The organism is Psychrobacter sp. UBA3068, from assembly GCF_002366815.1.
GTDB classification, from domain to species: domain Bacteria; phylum Pseudomonadota; class Gammaproteobacteria; order Pseudomonadales; family Moraxellaceae; genus Psychrobacter; species Psychrobacter namhaensis.
Genome location: NZ_DFBY01000002.1, coordinates 1 through 22,339, shown reverse-complemented (window position 1 = coordinate 22,339; position 22,339 = coordinate 1). Strand labels below are relative to the sequence as shown.

Annotated in this window: 18 protein-coding genes; 14 read left to right on the top strand and 4 right to left on the bottom strand. The window is 45.8% G+C overall.

Features of this window, described 5'->3' with window-relative positions; translation table 11 throughout:
• Nucleotides 1-618 precede the first annotated feature (618 nt).
• Complete coding sequence (gene nfuA, locus B2P60_RS00200; RefSeq protein WP_193005211.1) at nucleotides 619-1,302, top strand: Fe-S biogenesis protein NfuA; 684 nt, start codon at nucleotides 619-621, stop codon at nucleotides 1,300-1,302.
• A gap of 233 nt (nucleotides 1,303-1,535) precedes the next feature.
• Nucleotides 1,536-2,846, top strand: coding sequence for an O-acetylhomoserine aminocarboxypropyltransferase/cysteine synthase family protein (locus tag B2P60_RS00195; protein ID WP_286738811.1), 1,311 nt, complete (start codon nucleotides 1,536-1,538; stop codon nucleotides 2,844-2,846).
• Between the two features lie 116 nt (nucleotides 2,847-2,962).
• On the opposite strand, the gene B2P60_RS00190 is transcribed toward B2P60_RS00195, so the two are convergent.
• Nucleotides 2,963-3,982 (bottom strand): adenosine kinase, encoded by a 1,020-nt coding sequence (locus B2P60_RS00190; RefSeq protein ID WP_286738809.1) that lies wholly within the window; start codon nucleotides 3,980-3,982, stop codon nucleotides 2,963-2,965.
• Between the two features lie 54 nt (nucleotides 3,983-4,036).
• Nucleotides 4,037-4,972, bottom strand: a complete 936-nt coding sequence (gene rsmI / locus B2P60_RS00185; RefSeq protein ID WP_286738806.1) for a 16S rRNA (cytidine(1402)-2'-O)-methyltransferase — start codon at nucleotides 4,970-4,972, stop codon at nucleotides 4,037-4,039.
• Nucleotides 4,973-5,104: 132 nt separating this feature from the next.
• Between rsmI and B2P60_RS00180 the strand changes: the two genes are divergently transcribed.
• From B2P60_RS00180 to hisC, 8 genes are all read left to right on the top strand, one after another.
• Nucleotides 5,105-5,602 carry a YraN family protein gene (locus tag B2P60_RS00180; RefSeq protein ID WP_286738804.1) on the top strand — a complete coding sequence of 166 codons (498 nt, stop codon included), beginning with the start codon at nucleotides 5,105-5,107 and terminating at the stop codon, nucleotides 5,600-5,602.
• A gap of 150 nt (nucleotides 5,603-5,752) precedes the next feature.
• Nucleotides 5,753-6,589 carry a BON domain-containing protein gene (locus B2P60_RS00175; RefSeq protein WP_193005216.1) on the top strand — a complete coding sequence of 279 codons (837 nt, stop codon included), beginning with the start codon at nucleotides 5,753-5,755 and terminating at the stop codon, nucleotides 6,587-6,589.
• A gap of 336 nt (nucleotides 6,590-6,925) precedes the next feature.
• Nucleotides 6,926-7,876 carry an alpha/beta hydrolase gene (locus B2P60_RS00170; RefSeq protein WP_286738802.1) on the top strand — a complete coding sequence of 317 codons (951 nt, stop codon included), beginning with the start codon at nucleotides 6,926-6,928 and terminating at the stop codon, nucleotides 7,874-7,876.
• A gap of 176 nt (nucleotides 7,877-8,052) precedes the next feature.
• Nucleotides 8,053-8,304 (top strand): BolA family protein, encoded by a 252-nt coding sequence (locus B2P60_RS00165; protein ID WP_286738801.1) that lies wholly within the window; start codon nucleotides 8,053-8,055, stop codon nucleotides 8,302-8,304.
• A gap of 106 nt (nucleotides 8,305-8,410) precedes the next feature.
• Entirely contained in the window at nucleotides 8,411-9,679 is a 1,269-nt protein-coding gene (murA, locus tag B2P60_RS00160; RefSeq protein WP_286738800.1) for a UDP-N-acetylglucosamine 1-carboxyvinyltransferase, read from the top strand.
• 104 nt (nucleotides 9,680-9,783) lie between these two features.
• Nucleotides 9,784-10,479, top strand: a complete 696-nt coding sequence (hisG, locus tag B2P60_RS00155; protein ID WP_193005219.1) for an ATP phosphoribosyltransferase — start codon at nucleotides 9,784-9,786, stop codon at nucleotides 10,477-10,479.
• Nucleotides 10,480-10,735: 256 nt separating this feature from the next.
• The gene (gene hisD, locus B2P60_RS00150) at nucleotides 10,736-12,031 is read left to right on the top strand and encodes a histidinol dehydrogenase (RefSeq protein WP_286738799.1); all 1,296 of its coding nucleotides are present in this window, start codon (nucleotides 10,736-10,738) and stop codon (nucleotides 12,029-12,031) included.
• Nucleotides 12,032-12,117: 86 nt separating this feature from the next.
• Complete coding sequence (gene hisC / locus B2P60_RS00145) at nucleotides 12,118-13,251, top strand: histidinol-phosphate transaminase (RefSeq protein ID WP_286738798.1); 1,134 nt, start codon at nucleotides 12,118-12,120, stop codon at nucleotides 13,249-13,251.
• Between the two features lie 136 nt (nucleotides 13,252-13,387).
• Here hisC and B2P60_RS00140 read toward each other — a convergent pair whose 3' ends face one another.
• Both B2P60_RS00140 and B2P60_RS00135 read right to left on the bottom strand, forming a co-directional pair.
• A complete protein-coding gene (locus B2P60_RS00140; protein WP_286738797.1) occupies nucleotides 13,388-15,133 on the bottom strand; it encodes an anthranilate synthase component I family protein in 1,746 nt (581 codons plus the stop codon).
• A gap of 3 nt (nucleotides 15,134-15,136) precedes the next feature.
• Complete coding sequence (locus B2P60_RS00135; protein WP_286738796.1) at nucleotides 15,137-16,372, bottom strand: beta-ketoacyl-ACP synthase II; 1,236 nt, start codon at nucleotides 16,370-16,372, stop codon at nucleotides 15,137-15,139.
• 587 nt (nucleotides 16,373-16,959) lie between these two features.
• Between B2P60_RS00135 and B2P60_RS00130 the strand changes: the two genes are divergently transcribed.
• From B2P60_RS00130 to fusA, 4 genes are all read left to right on the top strand, one after another.
• On the top strand, nucleotides 16,960-18,096 hold the full coding sequence (locus B2P60_RS00130) for an EcsC family protein (protein WP_286738795.1): 1,137 nt from the start codon (nucleotides 16,960-16,962) through the stop codon (nucleotides 18,094-18,096).
• Between the two features lie 464 nt (nucleotides 18,097-18,560).
• Nucleotides 18,561-18,935 (top strand): 30S ribosomal protein S12, encoded by a 375-nt coding sequence (gene rpsL, locus B2P60_RS00125; RefSeq protein ID WP_011281154.1) that lies wholly within the window; start codon nucleotides 18,561-18,563, stop codon nucleotides 18,933-18,935.
• Between the two features lie 219 nt (nucleotides 18,936-19,154).
• Complete coding sequence (gene rpsG / locus B2P60_RS00120) at nucleotides 19,155-19,628, top strand: 30S ribosomal protein S7 (protein ID WP_057761735.1); 474 nt, start codon at nucleotides 19,155-19,157, stop codon at nucleotides 19,626-19,628.
• 357 nt (nucleotides 19,629-19,985) lie between these two features.
• Nucleotides 19,986-22,112, top strand: coding sequence for an elongation factor G (fusA, locus tag B2P60_RS00115; RefSeq protein WP_198334827.1), 2,127 nt, complete (start codon nucleotides 19,986-19,988; stop codon nucleotides 22,110-22,112).
• Nucleotides 22,113-22,339 lie beyond the last annotated feature (227 nt).

Genomic DNA, 22,339 nt, shown 5'->3' with positions numbered 1-22,339 from the left:
GTTGCCGTCATACATAGTTAATACACTTTAAAATAGGTACAGTGCTACTGGTATTAATCTCCGTTGCGTGCTGTGCCTACGTCGCTCGACGCGACGGGCAATCAATACCAGTAGCCCGCGGCATAGTGTGTGTCTGTTTTATTTAGGATTGACTATAACCTGTCTGTCAAACCACACGGCTTTGTTCGTTAGATGTTGAGAGCGCTTGATAATGCTTGCCGTTGTCTTTATATAGAGGGTGACGTATCAATGACCAAACAAGCTGTTTTTATAGTAGTACTTTTTGTGCTTTCGTTGCTTAAGTGGTCTAGATAAAGCCATTAAACAATAAGTGTCACTAAATAATAAGTGCCATTAAAAAAACCGATATAAGTCATTAGGTATCGCTGTGCTTTAAATCACAGTGGCGCAGTCGGAATTATCGTTTAAGTGCGGTATAATGGTCGCCATAGATTTGTAAAAACGTGATAACAACGGCGGTCAGTGCTTCAAGCCGATAGGCCGTGATAATTGATAATCCCCATAAATCACATCAAACCAAATTCAAGATATAACCACATTCACGACACAGTAGCCCTGATAGATATCGCATTTGTGTCATAACGTATAGGAAATATTATGAGTGAGCACAACCAAGCTGATAGCCAGTTGGACCAGTCAGCAGACTATGAGTCAGCGCTAGATACTGAGCAAACTGAAGCAAAAAGCAATATTACGATTACCGAGTCAGCCCAAGGATATTTGGCGGAGTTATTATCTAAGCAGGATACCGATGGTATCGGTGTGCGTATCTTCGTTGAGCATCCTGGTACCCCGCGTGCAGAGTGCTGTATGGCGTATAACCAGCCTGGTGAAGAAGACAGCGCTGATCTGCGTTTTACGTATGCTGATTTCTCTGCTTTTATCGAGGCGGCATCAGTTCCTTATTTAGAAGACGCGGTGATTGATTATAATAAAGACCGTTTCGGTGGTCAGCTGACCTTCCGCGCACCGAACTCTAAAGTACCCAAAGTGGGCGCGGATGCCAGTGTGGAAGAGCGCATCAATTACGTGTTGCAATCAGAGATTAATCCAGGTTTAGCCGCGCATGGTGGTGACGTACAGCTGCTTGAATTGATCGATGAAGAAGGTGTTGGCCTGACGGCTGTATTGAAGTTCGGTGGTGGTTGCCAAGGTTGCTCAGCGGTTGATATGACATTGCGTCAAGGTGTGGAAGTACAGCTAAAGCAGCAAATACCCGAGCTGACTCAAGTGATTGATGATACTGACCACACGCGTACCGAGAATGCCTACTATAAATAAAGGCTAACTGGCTGCTATCAATCGATAAGTATGTCCATTATATTTTTCACTTATAACTTTTTGTCATTAAGTGCTGAATAATTGGCTATTCTTTTCATAAAGAAGTTGAGTTATGATTAACTCAGCTTTTTTTTGTGTCTATTGTTTAGTAATAGGCGTTTTAATAGGAATTTTTCAGCGTTTTTTGCTGTTTAAGTATTTAATTGATAGTGAATGAACACAAGGAGCACAATATGAGTGACGGACAACCGACTAAGCAAAATGAGCATACCCCGCGTCTTGAGACACTGGCGATTCATGCAGGGTATAGCGTCGAGCCGACCACCAAAGCGGTGGCAGTGCCCATTTATCACACCAGCTCGTATGCCTTTGACAATACTCAGCATGGGGCAGATTTGTTTGACCTAAAGGTCACGGGCAATATCTATACCCGTATCATGAATCCCACGAATGCCGTGCTAGAAGAACGTGTGGCGGCGCTTGAAGGTGGTATCGGTGCGCTGGCTGTGGCGTCTGGTATGGCGGCCATCACGTATGCGATTCAGACCATCTGTGAAGCGGGGGATAATATCGTCGCGGTATCGACTCTATATGGTGGTACTTACAATTTGTTCGCTCACGCCCTGCCGCGCCAAGGAATCGAAGTGCGCTTCTTTGATCACAAAAATCCTGAAGCGATTCGTGACTTAATCGATGACAAAACCAAAATGGTTTTTGCAGAGAGTATTGGCAATCCACTGGGGAATATCGTGGATATTCAGGCACTCAGTGACATCGCTCACGAATACGGTGTGCCAGTCGTAATAGACAATACAGTAGCTACACCTGCGTTATGTCGCCCGTTTGAGTTCGGGGCTGATATTGTAATTCATTCATTGACCAAGTACATGAGCGGGACAGGGACATCAATTGGCGGTGCGATTGTCGACAGTGGTCAGTTTGCTTGGGGCGATTACCCTGAGCGTTTCCCGTTACTCAACACACCAGATGCCAGCTATCATGGTGTCAATTTTGTCAAAGACGTGGGCGCGCCAGCCTTTATCGCGCGTGCTCGTGTGGCGCCACTACGTAACACTGGTGCCGCGCTTAGCCCGTTAAATGCTTTTAGTATTATGCAGGGTATGGAGACGCTCAGCCTACGTATGGAGCGTCATGTACAGAATGCGCAGGCGGTGGCGGAATACCTACGTGACCATGATAAGGTTGCGTGGGTAAAGTATGCGGGTTTATCAGATCATCCTGAACATGAACTTGCTCAAAAATACATGAAAGGCACGCCTTCTGCCATTTTGACCTTTGGGGTTAAAGGTGGTCTAGAAGCAGGGGCGCGCTTTATCGATGCGCTACAATTGATTACCCGTCTTGTGAATATCGGTGATGCCAAATCATTGGCCTGTCATCCAGCGACGACGACCCATCGCCAATTAAATGGTCAAGAGTTAGAGCAGGCGGGCGTGAGTGCAGACATGGTACGTTTGTCTATCGGTATCGAGCACATCGAAGACATTAAGGCTGATCTGGCGCAAGCCTTGGCTTCTGCTTAATTAAAGACTGCTTATTTAATGAAGCACATTATTTAAGCAGTCCTAGCGAACAAATAAAAAAGCCCATATCGATTTGATATGGGCTTTTTTATTCACGTCACACACGCATTCAGTGACTAAGCGGTTAGCACACGTTGCGCGATATCTCTATAATCTTGTGAGGCCAGACGCGGACCGAATTGTTGGATGACTTGTGCGGATACTTCGCTGGCAAGACGCCCACACTCTGGCAAACTATACTGTTGAGATAAAGCATATAAGAAGGCACCAGCGTAGTTATCACCAGCGCCATTGGTGTCGATGACATTGGCCACCACTGGTGTCGCAATATCATGAATTTCAATCTCTGACTCGTCATCAGACCTGCGTGCGATGACCGCGCCATTGGCACCATCCGTCACCACTGCTGTTTGGCAGTAATCAAGCAATGCACGTGCGGCGGCTTTGACTTGTTTTTTATCGGTAAACAGCTTGGCTTCTTCACTATTACAGAATATCACGGCGACTTTATTGCCCAGCATGTTAAGTAAGCCCTCTTTGGCAAACTTTACCACCGCTGGATCGGCAAAGCTCACGGCGATTTTTGCATTATGGACACCGGCTTGTTGCCGCAACTGAGTCATCGCTGGTTGAATGCTCTCAGACATAGCCAAGTAGCCTTCTAGGTAGAGCCAGTCAGCCTGCATCAGGGCATCAAAATCGACATTGTCAGCCGTGATCTCGCTTGACGTGCCAAGATAGGTTTGCATGGTGCGCTCACCATCTTCTGTGACGGCGACCACACATGAGCCAGTCACACCGCCTGCGTGTATGGATTTGTCCGAGGTTGCCACGCCTGCGTCATGCAGGTCTTTTAGGTAAAAGGCCCCTTGCGTGTCATCACCGACACGGCACGCATAAAAAGGCTTACCCCCTAGGCTGGCAAAGGTATACATTGCATTGGCTGCTGAGCCGCCACCCGCTTGTTTTGATGGCTCAATCTCAGCAAGCTTGAAGTAAGCCAGTAGTTGCTGTTGCTCTTCGATAGCTGCTAATGTCATATTGCCACGGGTTAGATCTGTCTCTTCTAATGCGGCATCCGACAGCACATATTCGTGATCAACCAGCGCGTTACCTATTGCCATTACGTCGTACATTGCTTACCTCTCCTCAATTAATTTGTAAACCTACATCTTTTTTATTATGGACAACTATTCAGCCTGTAACGCAAGCAAGCGCTGATAGAGTGCATTCTTTTTTACGCCCGTAATGTCAGCGGCCAACGCGGCAGCCTTTTTCACTGATAAATCCTCTAACAGACGCTGCAATAGTGCATCATGAGCGCTGATATCGTCAGCGTCTTTTGCCGCGCTGACACCAGCGACGACCACAACGATTTCACCACGCTGTTGGTTGTCGTCTGCTTTTACAAAGTCGACCAAATTTCCAAGTGTACTCTTATGTACTGTCTCAAAAGTTTTGGTCAGCTCACGGCAAAAAGTCACTTCGCGCTCTGCACCAAATATAGTCGCCATGTCCTCTAGGCTGGCGACGATACGATGCGGCGCTTCATAAAATATGAGGGTTTCGGTGCGTGTGTCTAAGGTGGCCAGTTGTTTTTGGCGTCCATGGGCTTTGGCTGGTAAGAAGCCAATAAAGCTAAAACGGTCTGATGGAAGACCTGCGACCGACAGGGCAGCAATAGCAGCAGATGCACCCACGATAGGGGATACCGTAACGCCTGCCGCGTGTGCAGCCTGCACCAATTGATAACCTGGGTCACTGACCAGTGGCGTGCCGGCATCACTGATTAAGGCGACCGAGTAACCTTGCCCGATCATCTCAATAATCTTAGGAGTCTGCACAGCGCTATTGTGCTCATGATAAGCCCAAAGCTTATTGTGGCCTTTTTGCTTGGGCGTCGTATCGGCATCATGACTCAATAAATCTTTCGTGTCGTCAGTTTTGCCGCCTTTGGTGTCAATACCGAAGTGTGACAGCAGCTTACCTGAGGTGCGGGTGTCTTCACAGGCGATAATAGCGGCCTGCTTTAAAATATCAATCGCATGCGGGGTCATGTCGGTCAAGTTACCAATCGGCGTGGCAACGATATAAAGACAAGCTGGCATCGCAGTAGGGATAGACATGAAAACCTCGGGTCGTTAAAAATAATAGTGCGCCATTAGAGACAGTCGTTATTTACCGTTTTTTCGGTCAAATAGTGAGTGAATAATCCCATAGATTTCGAGAGTAGATAGCGCAGAAGTGGCTAGTTTAGCATGTTGTGCTATGATAATTCTGAAATGTTAACCAGACCAAGCAACATCATGGCAAATCATAAACCACTCCATAAAGCCTTGACCCTAACCTCACCCACACAGCGTCAGGGTAGCCGGTTTGAGCAGCAGGCATGTGAGTTTTTGCAAGCGCAAGGACTATGTTTGATTGCACAAAACTGGCAACAGCCAAAAATCGGTGAGCTAGACTTGGTCATGATTGAGACAGGGTCAGCATGGTCAACGCTGGTATTTATTGAAGTTCGTCAGCGGAAGCGTTCAGATTATGGTGATGCGGCGCTCAGCATCACGATGAGCAAGCAACGTAAAGTCATTAAAACCGCCAAGTGTTTTTTGCAGCAGCATCCTGAGTACGCTCATTATGACTGCCGGTTTGATGTCATTGCCTATAACACCACCGGTAAAACATCGCCAAAAGAGCAACTGGCAGACAGTCAACCAGAATGGCTCAAAGGCGCTTTTATAGCGAGCGCATGGTAATAGAGGCTGGCAAGCCATGACCGTTACCAAAAACCTAACCGCCACTCGCAAAAATTAAGTAAAGTAGCTAAATTCAACGCTACTAGATTAAGACTTGCTCACTTAACCGAGTTTATATAATCGTCACAACCATGCTCTAAGAGGTAAACTATGACACGTCTGCATTTGCGCACGGCTATTTTTGGTTCATCACGTCGCACTGCGATAGGGGTGATGTTGATGGCTAGTGTGGTCAGTACTGGCTGTACCACCAACTACTTAACCAACAGTACTGAAGGAACTTATGGCGTGCCAATGACTGAGCGCACCATTCCGCAGCGTCTGCTTGATCGAAGTATTGAACACACGGCCAAAATCAATATTTACGGCTTAAGAGAAGATCTGCAACAAACCAGTCGTATGGGCATCGATAGCTTCAACAGTGAAGTGTTACTGACAGGCGAAGTACCGACTGAAGCGATCAAAGCAGAAGTAGAAAAAGTCGTCAACTCTATGCCAGATGTGCGCCGCGTCTATAACGAGCTGGAAGTGAGTGCCTCAAAAGGCTATAGCTCGACTGTCCATGACGGTTATATCACCTCAAAACTACTGGCAAAAGTGGCCACAAGTGATGGGGTTAAAGCGTCACAGATTAAAGCGGTGACCAATAATGGGGTGGTTTATATTATGGGGCGTATGACCCCTACTCAGCAGAGTTACTTAATTGATATCGCCAATAGCACGGTTGGGGTGACAGAGCTGGTGTTACTGACGACGGTCGTCGATGATAGAGGCGTCAAAATTGGTGAAGACGATATTATGTATGAGAATAATTTGGCCCGCCCTGCCGCAGTGCCAGTAGTTGAAGGTGCAGCAGTGTCGAGCGCCAATAATGTACCCACATCAGACGTTACTAGTACTGCGACGCCGATTATCCTCACAGAGGAAGAGGCTACTGTCGACCAGTCGTCATCAAGCCCATACATTGATCTTTATCAGGGTCAGTAATGACCGTTGCGTAAAAGTCGACTTGAGATAAAACTCTCGTGATAAAAAATGTTGTTATTGAATGCTGGTATTTATCAAGCAGGTAGAGCAACAGCGGTTGTTCACACAGTCGATTTATTTTAAACAGAGTAGAGTCTTTACTTCGTGTTTATAGTAGTCAATAGCGTGGGGTTTTTAATGACAATAAACCTAACCGTGATAACAGTAAAAGCACGATAAACTTTTTGTCAGTACGTAAGATATGAGCAGTAAAAGTAGAGGGGGCAGCACCAACAGCATAATAGTAAGCGCTACCCCCTCTACTATCCAATGGTGACATATATAGGAATAGGGGCTATGAAGGGTTCAGCTAAAGAAAGCTCATCTAACAAAGCGCGGGCGTTTAAACTCACTGGTAAAGGTGTTACTGCGGCATTAGCGGTAGGCGGGATGGTATTGGCCACACAGCAAGCACAAGCACTGTCCGCTTTGGCCATCGTCAACGGTATCACGGCTAATAGTGGTGTCGGTGTAAGCAAAAATATTTTGTACGGTGATGAGCCTTCACAAGACTTAGACCTTTATTATCCTAAGCCGTTGGCGCAAGCGATGAAAAACCAAAGCACGATCAATACCACTTATCCAATGGTGGTGTTTGTCCATGGTGGCTCATGGGAAAGCGGTAATAAAGAAGAATACGCTTTTGTTGGCCAAAGCTTGGCTCAAGCAGGTTATGTGACGGCAGTCATCAATTATCGCAAAGCACCTGAGCACGTCTATCCGGACTATGTCAAAGATGCGGCACAAGCGATTGCATGGAGCTATGACAACGCCAAGCGCTTTTATGCTGACCCTGAGCGTTTAGCCGTGATCGGACATTCTGCTGGGGCGTTTAACGCAGTCGCTGCCGTCGCTAATGAAGATTTTTTAGCGCCCTATGGTATAGAACCCAAAGATTTGAGCGCTGTGATTGGTATCGCGGGCCCTTACAGTTATGATTTTCGTAAGTTTAGTAGTGCGACGGCCTTTGGGGCGAATGCGACGCCAGATGAGGTCATGCCCGATCGCCAAATTAAAGGCGCGCAGCCACCATATTTATTACTGACAGCCGAAAAAGACAAGGTCGTCCATGCGACCAATACTATTAAGATGACTAAAGCGCTGCAAGCTGCGGGTGTCACGGTCGAAAACGGTGAGATCAAAGGTGCAAGCCATGCCACCAGTATTGGGGCGATGGCGCCGCCCCTACGCTGGGTCAATGATGTGCGCGCGCAAGTATTAACGTACTTGGATAAAACGCTAAGATAGTCAACTTTTATTATGTGTTTTGCCTAGAGATCATTGATAGAGGTTTTGGCTGTCTGTAACGCGATTTCTCACACTCATATGCAGTTGCGTAAGACAGTACTGTAAGATACGCAAACTCTTGTTATAATGTCACACTTTACATCTATACCCCATTTTACTTTAAGGCAGAACACTCTATGAGCATGAACGCTGATGACCTAATTGCATTTTTACAGACTCATTTCCCAGACGCTTTTATTCAAGCGGCCAACCAAGGTAATAAGTTTGATGTACGTGTGGTTGATGCCAGTTTTGAAGGCAAACGCGCCGTACAGCGTCAGCAAGCGGTCTATGCGTTAGTCAATGATAAGATTGCGAGTGGCGATATTCATGCCCTCAATATTCAAGCATTAACGCCTGCTGAGTGGGATGCTCAAGCAAAAAGCTAAACCATTATTATAGGGCTGAATTTTTTAGACTGGCCATGGTAAGTGGCGGGTTTTAATCAGTTTGGTTTTCACCATTTTTTATACTCATCGTTAGGTTGTCACCTTTATGGATCAATTTTTAATCACTGGTAGTAGTCGTATCGCAGGGGAAGTTACTATTTCAGGCGCCAAAAATGCCGCGTTGCCGTTACTTGCAGCCATGATACTGGCCGAGACCCCAACGACATTGCACAACGTACCATCGCTACAAGATGTGCGAACGCTGATTGAATTGATTGGTGGCATGGGTATTAAAATCAAAAAAGAAGGCGATACGGTCACGTGTGATACCAAGAGTATCGACAATTTCTATGCACCATATGATTTGGTGAAGACCATGCGCGCCTCCATTCTAGTGCTCGGGCCATTATTGGCACGTTTTGGCGAGGCAGAAGTGTCATTGCCAGGTGGCTGTGCCATTGGTTCACGTCCTGTCGATCAGCATCTAAAAGCGTTTGAGGCGATGGGCGCTGAGATTAGCGTAGAAAACGGCTATGTAAAAGCCCAAGCCCCAAAAGGTGGCAAACTGATTGGCTGTAACTTCTCGTTTGATATGATCACGGTTGGCGGTACTGAAAACGTCATTATGGCGGCAGCTCTTGCCAAAGGTACGACGGTTTTGGGCAACTGTGCCCTTGAGCCAGAAGTGGTCGATCTGGCCAACATGCTGGTCGCCATGGGCGCCAAAATAAGCGGTATTGGTACCTCGACCATGACGATCGAAGGCGTGGAGCGTCTGCACGGTTGTGAGTATTCGGTGGTAGCGGATCGCATTGAGACCGGCTCCTATCTGGCTGGCGCGTTGATGACGCGTGGGGATGTATTGACCAAAAACACCTCCGCTTTATTATTGACCCCAGTATTAGAAAAGTTCGAAGACATGGGTGCGATTATTACCACAGGTGAGGATTGGATTCGTGCGCAAATGAAAGGCCGTCCAAAGGCGGTTGATATTCGCACTCAGCCGCATCCTGGTTTCCCCACCGATATGCAAGCTCAGCTAATGGCTATTGCTTGCTTAGCCGACGGTACCAGTACTTTTATCGAGAATATCTTTGAAAATCGCTACATGCACGTGCCTGAGCTTAATCGCTTAGGCGCTTCTATCCAAGTAGACGGCCACACTGCGGTGGTGAAAGGGGTCGAGAACTTTACGGCTGCGCCTGTGATGGCAACTGATTTGCGGGCGTCCATGTCACTGGTCATGGCAGCGGCGACCGCTGAAGGCAAGAGTTTAATCGACCGCATTTATCATATTGATCGTGGTTATGAAGATGTTGAAAATAAACTGCGCGGCCTTGGTGTGAATATCGAGCGTATCAATACCAAAGACTAGTATAAATGGGCGTACCAGGCCTTATCCCATGCAACGCTTAGCCTTATAAAACCAAAGTATCCTCTTCGGTGGGGATACCAACTGTACATGGACACGATGTCATTATGACTGAAGCAATCAAATCAATACCTGCCAGCGGTTTATTAAACGAAGTAAATGATGAGTTCTCAGGCTTAACATTGGCCTTATCAAAGGGTCGTATTTTAGAAGAGACCATGCCATTGCTACGTGCTGCTGGTGTCGACTTGCTAGAGGACCCGGAAGCATCACGCAAACTTATTTTTCCAACCTCAAATCCTCATGTACGTGTGTTAATTTTGCGTGCCAGCGATGTGCCAACCTATGTAGAGCATGGGGCGGCGGATTTTGGGGTGGCAGGTAAAGATGTGCTGCTTGAGCATGGTGCCAATCATGTTTACGAGTTGTTGGACTTGCAGATTGCGCAATGTAAGCTGATGACCGCTGGTGTGAAGGATGCCCCCTTACCCAATCGTCGTTTGCGTATCGCCACCAAATACGTCAATGTAGCCCGCGCTTATTTTGCCAGCCAAGGTCAGCAAGTAGATGTTATTAAGCTTTATGGTTCCATGGAGCTTGCCCCCCTAGTTGGTTTGGGGGATTTGATTGTCGATGTGGTCGATACGGGCAATACGTTGCGTGCGAATGGCCTAGAAGCGCGTGATCATATCTGTGATGTCTCCTCTCGCCTTATCGTCAATCAAGTCAGTTATAAACGTAAATTTGCGTTACTAGAGCCGATTTTGGATAGCTTTAAAAACAGTATTGCCAGCGCTTCATGAATCCCTACCAGTCATTGGTAATCTAAAGCATTGTTATACGAATTTTTAAACCAGTTTGGCGCTCTATGATAGACATAGCGTGCTAAACTGGTTTTGTTATATTTGCTTGCCAGAAACTTATCAGACAATAGAGACTCAGTACAATCTGAGTCAGATCAGCATACATAAGCGGTTGTACAGTTCATTGCGACCTTTGATTTGTTTTAGGTTTTTAATTTTTATAGCAGTATTTTATGCACGAATATAGGATTAAGTCATGCGCCAATTAAGTACTCAAGATGCCGACTTTGACAGTCAGTTGACCCAACTGCTTGCTTTTGAAACGGTCAATGATGCCGATTTATTAAAGACCGTTGATCGTATCATCGCGCAAGTGCGCCATGATGGTGATAGTGTGGTACTGGCGTTGACCCAGCAGTTTGATCAGCACCCAGCAACGACGATGCAAGAGTTGGAGCTGTCCAAGGAAGCGCTTGCTGACGCATTTGCCAATCTTGATGATGAAGTAAAAACAGCGTTAACCACGGCGGCGAACCGCGTACAGACATTCCATGAGCGTCAAATACAAGAGACGTGGCAGTATGAAGATGAGCTGGGTAACCGCTTGGGTCAAAAAGTCACGCCACTTGATCGCGTGGGCATCTATGTGCCAGGCGGCTTGGCCTCTTATCCGTCCTCTGTCCTTATGAATGCCATTCCTGCCAAAGTGGCTGGGGTTAATGAGGTCATTATGGTCGTGCCCGCGCCAAAAGGCGTGCTTAATCCCTTGGTACTGGCAGCAGCGCATCTGGCACAAGTCGATCGCGTTTTTACCATTGGTGGCGCGCAGGCTGTTGCTGCTTTGGCCTACGGTACTGAAACCATACCCGCCGTGGACAAAATCACAGGACCTGGCAATAAGTATGTGGCAGCGGCCAAACGTGCTGTGTTTGGCCAAGTTGGCATCGATATGATTGCGGGCCCTTCAGAAGTACTGGTCTATGCAGAGGGCGAGGCGCAAGATCGCGCGGACTGGTTAGCCATGGACTTACTGTCGCAAGCCGAGCATGACCGCATTGCTCAAGCCATCTTTGTCACGACCAGTAGCGAGCAGTTAGACGCAGTCGCAGTTGAGATAGAAAAAACATTGGCCGAATTGCCAAAGGCTGATATCGCCCGTGATTCTCTACAAAACCGGGGCGCGCTTATTTTAGTGAAAGATCGCAGTGAGGGCATGGCGGTAATCAATCGAGTCGCGCCTGAGCATCTAGAGCTGTCGGTTGATGATCCTGATGCGCTACTTAATGACATTCGTCACGCTGGCGCCATCTTTATGGGCCGTCACACGCCAGAAGCCATTGGTGATTACTGTGCGGGGCCTAACCATGTGTTACCGACTTCGGGTACCGCGCGTTTTTCTTCTCCGCTTGGTGTCTATGATTTCCAAAAAAAATCGTCCATTATTTATTGTAGTGAAACGGGCAGCAAGCCGTTAGCGGAGACGGCAGATATTTTAGCACAGCGTGAGGATCTAGAGGCCCATGCGCGCTCGGCTCGTTATCGCTATCAGTAACTTGTTTTGATTACCGTGAAAACACCTTAATAATTACCTTTGACATTTATGTTTAATAGTCTTTGTGGCAAATAGTAGGATAACTTATGAGTGAGTTAAAGATAGACACCAGACTTTGGTCATCTAAAGCACGTAACTTGTCACCTTATGTCCCAGGTGAGCAGCCGCAACATGATAACTTATGCAAGTTAAATACCAATGAAAACCCGTTTCCGCCCTCACCAAAAGTAGGGGAGGCAATCACAAAGGTCTTAGAGCAGCAAGCGGATGACTTGCGTTTGTATCCAGCGCCTGAGTCTGATGATTTGCGTGCCGTGTTGGCACAATTATATGATCTTGATGTCAACCAAGTGTTCGTGGGTAATGGCTCAGATGAGGTATTGGCACTCGTGTTTGCCAGTTTTTTTCTAAAAGAGCGCCCTGTGTTAGCGCCTGATATTAGCTATAGCTTTTATCCCGTGTACGCGCAAACATTTGGTGTAGATCTGATACAAATCCCCCTAGAAGAAGACTTTAGTATTGACCCTGATGCCTATCGTCAGCCGTGTAGCGGTATCATCATTGCCAATCCTAATGCGCCAACGGGTTTACTGTTATCGCTTGCTGATATTCGTAAGCTGGCTGGTGAGCATTCTAATTCGGTGATTGTCATTGATGAAGCTTATATCGACTTTGCTCAGGTAGAAGCGGGTAGCGCCGACGCGCAGGTCTCAGCGGTGAGCCTTATTAATGACTGCGATAACATTCTTGTGACACAAACTTTTTCAAAATCACGCTCGCTTGCAGGACTGCGTGTGGGTATGGCCTTTGGTAACGCTTCATTGATTGAAGCACTGACGCGTATGAAAAACAGCTTCAACAGCTATCCACTCGATAAATTGGCGCAAGCTGGGGCGACCGCTAGTGTTTTGGACACCGAGTATTTTGAACAGACCTGTCAGCAGGTGATCGATTTGCGCCAGTCACTCACGGCAGAATTGACAGCACTGGATTATCAAGTATTGCCATCGCACGCCAACTTCATATTTGTCCGTCCTAAAGATGGCAACGCTAGTGCGGTGGCCAGTGCGTTACGTGAGCAAGGCATTATCGTTCGTCATTTTGATAAGCCGCGCATCAACGAGTACTTGCGTATCACTGTTGGTACGGCAGCGCAAAATAATCGTTTGATAGAGGCGTTACAAGCGTTGCAGAAAAATGCAGAAGCCGTGACTGATTAACAGCTTGTTCGCGATTGACACTGTAATAATCGATAGCTAAATCACGATGGTCATATTAATAAAAAAGCCTGCCAACATCATGTTGAGCAGGCTGTATTTTTTGCCATACTGGGGTATAAAATTTGCCGTTATCCGCTTACGTTGTTTGAGCGAGTACTGATAGCAGATTACCGACTTTATCCAAGCACTCTTGATATTCCGCATCACAATCGGATGCCACGGTAATACCGCCGCCTGCCCATAAACTGACATGACCTTCTTGATCTATTCCATTATCTGATGATAGGTTGGCCTGAATGGTACGAATCAACACATTCCATTGACCACTACCATCAAAATTCATATAGCCCATGGTGCCACAGTAAGCGCCGCGCGGTGTGGTCTCCAGCTCAGAGATAATCTCAACTGCCCGCTTTTTGGGTGTGCCCGTGATGGAGCCCGCTGGCAAACTGCCAAATAACACGGCCAATGGATGCGTGTCGGTTTTTAGCTCAGCGCTAATGGTACTGACCATATGATGCACATTGCTAAAGCTCTCAATCGCAAACAACTGTGGCACTTTAACGCTACCTATCTTGGCATATTTGCCCAAATCATTGCGCAGTAAATCCACAATCATGACGTTCTCAGCACGATCTTTTTCACTATCAATCAGTTGCTGTTTATAGATACTGTCTTGTTCAGCCGTTGCACCACGCGGCATCGTTCCTTTGATTGGTTTGGTACGGATATGGTGCTTGCCAGTCTCGTTGTCTTTGCTAAAGGTAAAAAATAATTCTGGCGAGCAGCTTAATAGTTCAAAATCACTTTTTTGCTGAGTAAGGTTATTTTGCTTACTGGTATTGTCTTGTGCACTAGTATGGATTTCATTGCTAATATGCGTAATGCCTAGATACCCAGCAAATGGTGCGTTGGTATTACGATGTAGAGCGGGTAAATAGTCAATGATTTTTGATTTTGATAGTGGTTCATCATGTTTATTTTGATGGGCAAGACAACCGTGCCACTCTTGGGTCAAATTGATCTGGTAACAGTCGCCTTGCTGTAGATAATTTTGGGTTTGTTCAAATACTTTTTGGTAATCATTTTTAGCCCATCGTGCTGTTAGTGCTAATGGAGCAGGTTGTGATGACGCTTTAAGCGGCGTTTGATTTAAAGACTTATCAGACAATTTTTGATCTAATTCGTCTAAGTAGGAAATAAGTGCTGTTACAAGTGCATTCTTATTCTCATCATTATTGTTGTAATCATAGGTTCTATTTACTTTCAATTGCCAAACTGATTTGTTGCATTCATCGGTTGGGGTCAGATAAATATCGTAATGTCCCAATACGGCACAAGGCTGCGATGCCAGTTTAATGTTGGCTGTCGGGCTTAGCTCTTGAGCGGCCACATCATAACCAATAAAACCGACTAGCCCATGGTGGTAACTGGGTTTGGGGCTTTCTTGGATACTGATATATGACGTGTCGTTATCAGCTGCTTGAGCGTTACTATAAGTGATAAGTTCATCTTGCCACTCTAGATAGCTCATATAAGTTGTCGTGATAGCATGGCCACTATTAGCGCTAGTACCGCTACTCACATCCGTACTGCGGCAATGTTTGACCACCTTATAAGTATTTAGTGAATCACGGGAAGATTGCTTATCAGTGGGATAAATGGACCAGCTTACTTTAGGTAATAAGCCAATCACTGGTCGCCCATCGTTGTTAAGCCAAACCAGTTGCCAGTTTGGCTCAGTATCTTGCGTCAGCAAATATTGCTGTAGCTGCGGCAGCAGTTCGGCCGCAGGCAGATCACCAAAACGCCAGCTAGGTTGACTGGCTGGCGATGGGGCAGAGTCTGTCTGCTCAGTGGTATTATCGTTTGCTGCGAGCATGTGCTAAGCGTCAAACTTTTTGATGATTAGGGTTGCGTTGGTACCGCCAAAGCCAAAGCTATTGCTCATGAGCGTCTCAAGATTGGTCTCACGCATTTGAGTGACAATATCAAATCCTTCAGCCGCAGGGTCTAACTGTTCGACATTGATACTAGGGGCGATAAACCCTTCTTGTAGCATGAGTAAGCAGTAGATTAGCTCTTGCGCGCCGACGGCACCTAAGCTGTGGCCTGTCATAGACTTGGTTGAGCTGATGGCAGGGACGTTACTGACATCATCACCAAACACCTTGGCAATGGCTTTTAGCTCAGTGATGTCGCCTAGTGGCGTGCTGGTACCGTGGCTGTTAATGTAATCGACACTTTGCAAGCCTGCCTCGGCCAAAGCTTGTTGCATACAACGTACCGCACCTTCACCGCTTGGTGCGACCATTTCTGCGCCATCGGAGCTGGCACCATAACCGACGATTTCGGCCAAAATATTGGCGCCGCGCGCTTGGGCGTGCTCTAAGCTTTCAACGACAACCATGGCACCGCCAGCGGCAATGACAAAACCATCACGATCTTTATCGTATGCTCGTGATGCCAGTGATGGCGTGTCATTATATTGGGTACTCACGGCGCCCATGGCGTCAAACATGCAAGACTGTGTCCAATGCTCAGCCTCACTACCGCCCGCGAGCACCACATCGGCTTTGCCTAGCTGAATCAGCTCAGCGGCGTGACCGATACAATGGGTTGAAGTCGCGCAAGCCGACGTTAAGGAGTAGGAGACCCCTTGGATTTTTAGTCCCGTTGCCAGTGCCGCTGATACCGAGCTGCCCATGGTTTTTGGCACCGCCATAGCACCAACACCGCGCAGGCCTTTTTCGCGCATCGCATCCACAGCATTCACGATATTTTCTGTCGATGCTCCGCCCGAACTGGCTACCACGCCCACACGCGGATTATTATTGATGGTTTCAAGCGATAAGCCGGCGTGCTCAATCGCATTTAAAGCGCTGACATACGCATAGAGGCTGGCCTCACTAAAAAACCGTTTTAATTTACGATCAATGCCGCTGGTATCAAGCGTCGAGTGATTGATACTACCGCTAATTTGCGACTTAAACTCATGCTCAGCATAAGCGTCGTTAAACGTAATACCAGACTGTCCTTGCTTAAGAGCGGCAGTAACAGTGGCTAAATCATGTCCGATACAAGAGACAATCCCTGCTCCAGTGATAACAACGCGGCGCATATTCTATTCCTTATGAGTAACAACTTTTTATCGTTACTTTTAATAATCGTTTTTAAAGACCCGTTATTTAACGTCAACCGTATGCCTCTGTAATGGCAACCATCTTGCCACGAGGGCTTTTGAGCGTTAAATGCTTCTGTTATAGTCCTCACTGCTGTCATCATACAATCAAACGTTGTACAAGTGGCACAAACGGTTCTACAAAATGACGTTGCAATCAGGCTTTAACGGATGACATATGATAACGTATCAAGCACTCAAAATCTTTGTACAAGTGCAAAATAGCGACAAAATAGTGTCCTCTAGTAGAAGTTGCTTAAATGTCTGTAGGCCAAAAATGTTAACAGTAGCGTGCTTGTGATTGACATCAAAAATTATCTTGAAGTAAGCCTCTAAGCAAACCTGAAAAAATAATTGGCGATGCAACTGATAAAGTAAGTGATACGGTTAGATACAAAATTTGTGATTGCAATAACATTGTTCGCACTGACACCTAGCAAGCTGATTCGCTAAAATGACGTATTCATTAAGGTTAGCGACCTAGTATATAATAAAACAAAACCAATCATCATATTAAGGATATCACGATGGCAAAGCGTAGCACTCTCTCTAAAGGTATCAACACTGTCGGCTCTTTTACTCGTAACAACTTAGAGCGTGTGGGCGCCGTGATTGACAGTATGAATGCTAAGACAAGCAAACCACGCCACTATAAAGCGGTCAATTTGGGTGACGAAGACTATCAACAAGATTTGTTTCGCGAGCAAACCCTAAAAGCGACTCAGCAATTATTGGGGCCACGTTTCGCGACTTACGGTAAATATGCCAAAAAAGTGGTACCAAACAGCTTTTTTCAGTCGACTGTCGATGGGGCTTTTGCTCAAGTAGCAAAACTTGCATCTCAATGGAGCCAAATTGATTTACCTAATGAGCATCGTTTTGCCAATATCGCCAGCTTAGATGACGAAGAGCGTTATGCCTTAGCTACTGATATCGCTAACCAAAATCGGGCATTGGCCACGATGGGCGGCCTGACAGGTCTAGCGGGACTACCAGGTCTACTTGCTGACACATTGTGGTTGCTATTAGTGTCATTGCGTACGGTTTATCAGCTAGGCGCTGTGTATAACAAGCCTCTGACCGGTAAGCAAGGCGTCAAAATGGCGTATGAGCTACTCGCCAGTGCCGATTTGAGTAAGATGCAAGAAAAACAAGCCTTGCTGGCTGGTATTGGTATTGGTAAAGGGTTACTTGATAACGCCCAAAGCAATGGTCTGCACAACGAGCTTAAAAACCTAGGTCTAAAAAATAAAAACGTGAATTTTTATGCCAAACAAGTTGATCGTCTTGCCAATCAAGTTGGAGTTGATTTGGATCAAATTAATTTAACGTGGGTGCGCCGCTTGTTACCAGCGACAGCAGTCGTGATTGGCATGCGCTACAACAGTCATCTCATGGATGAAGTGATTGGCGTGGCACAAGCGACTTTTGCGCCAGATGCAAAACTTGCCAATCGTGCTATCACAGATGACAGTAGTAGCGAAGCTGAAGTTAATAACGCTCCTGATAGTCAGGGTGATGATCAGCAAGACGCTAAAGATCAAGCAACAGAGACAACAAAAAAAGATACTGAGAAAGACAGTAATAAAAAAAAGGATAGCGTGGATGAGTCAGCGGACTCTGCTAGCCAATCAAATGATACGGATAAAGCTGCCAAGAAGTAGCGCAAAGCAGTTTTATATGAACGCCCGTTAGTTGGCGGTTTACGCTTCAGCAAAGGGGGCGGATAAGTTAGAATAGCTCAGTAATCTTTTCTTAATAGTGGCGACACTGTTTTATTTCACTTGAAAAATAAGACAGTGTCGCCATTTAGTCATTACAAAGTACTGCTTTTTAGTGCTAAAGATGTGTCTCACACCATACGTTATTCTACTTTTGCTATCTCGTTTAGTGGGTTGTTTTTTAGCCAATTTTTAATTAAAAACAGATAAAGTGGTATAGTAGTAGGCTGAATGCATATCTATCAAATGTTGTAAAGCACAATCACTCATAAGTGGTTGAAATAGCAGCAACAACTCTTTATAATACACTGTCCTAAAAATGGGTGCGCCAAAATCTGTCATAATGTCAGATAGATAGCGCAGTACCCCATTTTTTTGTTTTATACCAAACGGGAGAAGGATGCCTTATGGCAACAACTAACCAATTGATTCGTAAAGGTCGCAAAACCATCAAGGAAAAGTCAAAAGTTCCTGCGTTGGAAGCGTGCCCACAACGTCGCGGTGTATGTACTCGTGTATATACTACCACGCCAAAAAAACCTAACTCAGCCATGCGTAAAGTATGTCGTGTACGTTTGACTTCAGGTTATGAAGTATCAAGCTACATCGGCGGCGAAGGTCATAACCTACAAGAGCACAGTGTTGTTCTTATCCGCGGTGGTCGTGTAAAAGATCTACCGGGTGTACGTTATCACACGGTTCGCGGTGCATTAGATTGTGCTGGCGTAAAAGACCGTAAGCAAGGTCGCTCTAAGTACGGTGCTAAGAAGCCTAAAGTTTAATAACTAAACGTTATTAAGTAAGCTTTTTGCACTACCCAATAACTGTGCATGGGTTTGGTGTCACAGATAGTATTACGGGTATATAAATAATTTTATATCAGTAATCATCTTTAAAGCATACCACCATGCAGTAAGGCTAACTGACAACTCACTACTATATTCTGTTGACCCGTGTGATGTTGTGAATGTTGGACACTCCTGAAGATAAGGAAAATTATTATGCCAAGACGTCGCGTCGTTGCTGCCCGTGAGATCCTTCCAGATCCTAAGTTCGGTAGCCAAACTGTTGCAAAATTCATCAACCATGTAATGAGTGATGGTAAAAAATCTACTGCTGAGCGTATCGTTTATGGTGCACTTGAGACAGTAAGCGAGAAGCGTAAAGTCGAAGATCCAGTATCTTTCTTCGAAGAAGTGCTTGAAAATGTACGCCCAATGGTAGAAGTAAAAGCTCGCCGCGTTGGCGGTGCAACCTATCAAGTACCAATGGAAGTACGCCCCTCCCGTCGTACTGCCTTGGCTATGCGTTGGTTAGCTGAAGCTGCTGCTAAGCGTTCTGAAAAATCAATGGCTTTGCGTTTAGCTGGCGAATTGAATGATGCTGCTGACGGCAAAGGCGCTGCTATGAAAAAGCGTGACGAAGTTCACCGCATGGCAGATGCTAACAAAGCATTCTCTCATTACCGCTTCTAAGCTACTCTTTTACATTACTGTTTGATAGTAGCTTTAGATTAACGGGCTTAGGCCCATTAATCTTACATTGTTATTTATTCTATTGGTTGCCGCCATCATTAATCCAGTTACAAATAGGCTTTGCCTGTGAGTAATGGAGATGGCGGACGTCTATCAAGATGCTTCTCTAAAAACACACTGTTTAATTGGAGAGCGTCCCAAATTTGATGCCGCACTATTCTTAGTATTTGCTCTTTTTTTGTCCGTATTAGGCTCAATAATCAGTAAGTAATATTACGAAGCTGACCGCTTTGTCATAGAGTATGAGGTAGAGACACAATACATTATTATATACACGACTTTTCCTAGGAAAACACTATGGCTCGTAAAACTCCCCTAAAACGCTATCGCAATATTGGTATCTCAGCGCACATCGATGCTGGTAAGACGACCACTACTGAGCGTGTTTTATTCTATACCGGTGTTAGCCACAAAATTGGCGAAGTACATGATGGCGCAGCCACCATGGACTGGATGGAACAAGAACAAGAGCGTGGTATTACTATTACCTCAGCGGCAACCACTTGTTTTTGGTCAGGTATGGCAAAACAGTTTGACGAACATCGCATTAACATCATCGATACCCCAGGCCACGTTGACTTCACAATCGAAGTTGAACGTTCTATGCGTGTACTTGATGGCGCTTGCATGGTTTACTGTGCAGTAGGCGGCGTTCAGCCACAGTCTGAGACCGTATGGCGTCAGGCGAACAAATATAAAGTACCACGTCTTGCTTTTGTAAACAAAATGGACCGTGTTGGTGCTGATTTCTATCGTGTTATTGAACAAATCAAAACCCGTCTTGGTGGTAATCCTGTCCCATTGGTTATTCCAATTGGTAAAGAAGATGACTTCGAAGGCGTTATTGATCTGGTCACTATGAAAGCTATCTATTGGGACGAAGCGTCTCAAGGTATGCAATACGAAGAACGCGAAATCCCAACTGAACTACAAGAAAAAGCAGCAGAGTATCGCGAGCATCTAGTAGAAAGTGCGGCTGAAGCCAACGAAGAGCTCATGAATGAGTATCTTGAAAATGGTGAGCTGTCTGTAGAACAGATCAATACAGCTATTCGTCAGTTGACGATTGATAATGAAATTATCCCGCTACTTTGTGGTACTGCCTTTAAAAACAAAGGTGTACAAAAAATGCTAGACGCGGTCATTCAGTATCTTCCAGCACCAATCGATGTACCTGCAATTCGCGGTATTCTTGATGACAAAGACGAAACTGAAGGCAGTCGCGAAGCGTCAGATGACGCGCCGTTCTCAGCGTTAGCATTCAAAATCATGAACGATAAATTCGTTGGTAACTTAACGTTCGTTCGTGTTTACTCAGGCGTTATGACGCAGGGTAGTAGTGTTTACAACCCAGTTAAAATGAAGCGTGAGCGTGTTGGCCGTATCGTACAGATGATGGCAAACTCTCAAGAAGAGCTTGCAGAGATCCGTACTGGTGATATCGCAGCGTTAGTTGGTATGAAAGATGTGACCACTGGTGATACGCTATGTGATGAGCAAAATGTTATCACGCTTGAGCGTATGGAATTCCCAGATCCAGTTATCTCTCTAGCCGTTGAGCCTAAGACCAAAGCTGACCAAGAAAGAATGTCAATCGCTTTGGGTCGCTTAGCAAAAGAAGATCCATCATTCCGTGTACATACTGACGAAGAATCTGGCCAGACCATCATCAGTGGTATGGGTGAGCTACATCTAGAGATTCTTGTGGATCGTATGAAGCGTGAGTTTAACGTAGAAGCCAACATCGGTGCGCCGCAGGTTGCTTATCGTGAAACGATCCGTAATACGGTTGAACAAGAAGGCAAATTCGTACGTCAAACAGGTGGTCGTGGTAAATTCGGTCACGTTTGGTTACGTCTTGAGCCACTTGATCCAGCGGGCGAAGTTGAGTATGAGTTCGCTGAAGAAGTTGTTGGTGGTACAGTACCAAAAGAATTCCATGGTGCGGTCGACAAAGGTATTCAAGAACGCATGAAAAACGGCGTACTTGCTGGTTACCCAGTCGTTGGCGTAAAAGCAACCTTGTATGATGGTTCTTACCATGACGTCGATTCTGATGAATTGTCGTTCAAAATGGCAGGTTCTATGGCCTTCAGAAAAGGTTTCATGGCAGCTGATCCAGCATTGCTTGAGCCAGTCATGAAAGTTGAAGTAGAAACACCTGAAGACTACATGGGTGATATCATGGGCGATCTTAACCGTCGTCGTGGTCTAGTACAGGGTATGGAAGACTTACCTGGTGGTACTAAGCAGATCCGTGCAGAAGTACCGTTAGCAGAGATGTTCGGCTATGCCACGCAAATGCGCTCTATGTCACAAGGCCGTGCTACTTACTCAATGGAATTCCAAAAGTACGCTGAAATTCCAAAGTCAGTTGCTGCTGAGATCATCTCTAAGTACAACTCTAAAGATGATGACGAGTAAATAAAAGTTTATTGAAGGTGACAATATAAAGCAGATCTCTATATTGTCAGTCGAGAATACGCCAATAACTTGTTAAAAGACTTGTTATTGGTCGTGATTTTCTTATAATATCTGCACATTAGTATGTGCGACCTTTTAACAATTATCTTAATGTGGTCAAGATTGTCTTAGATAGCGTATTTATACGAGCTAAGCACTTGACCCCAAAAAAAGAGGAAATACCCATG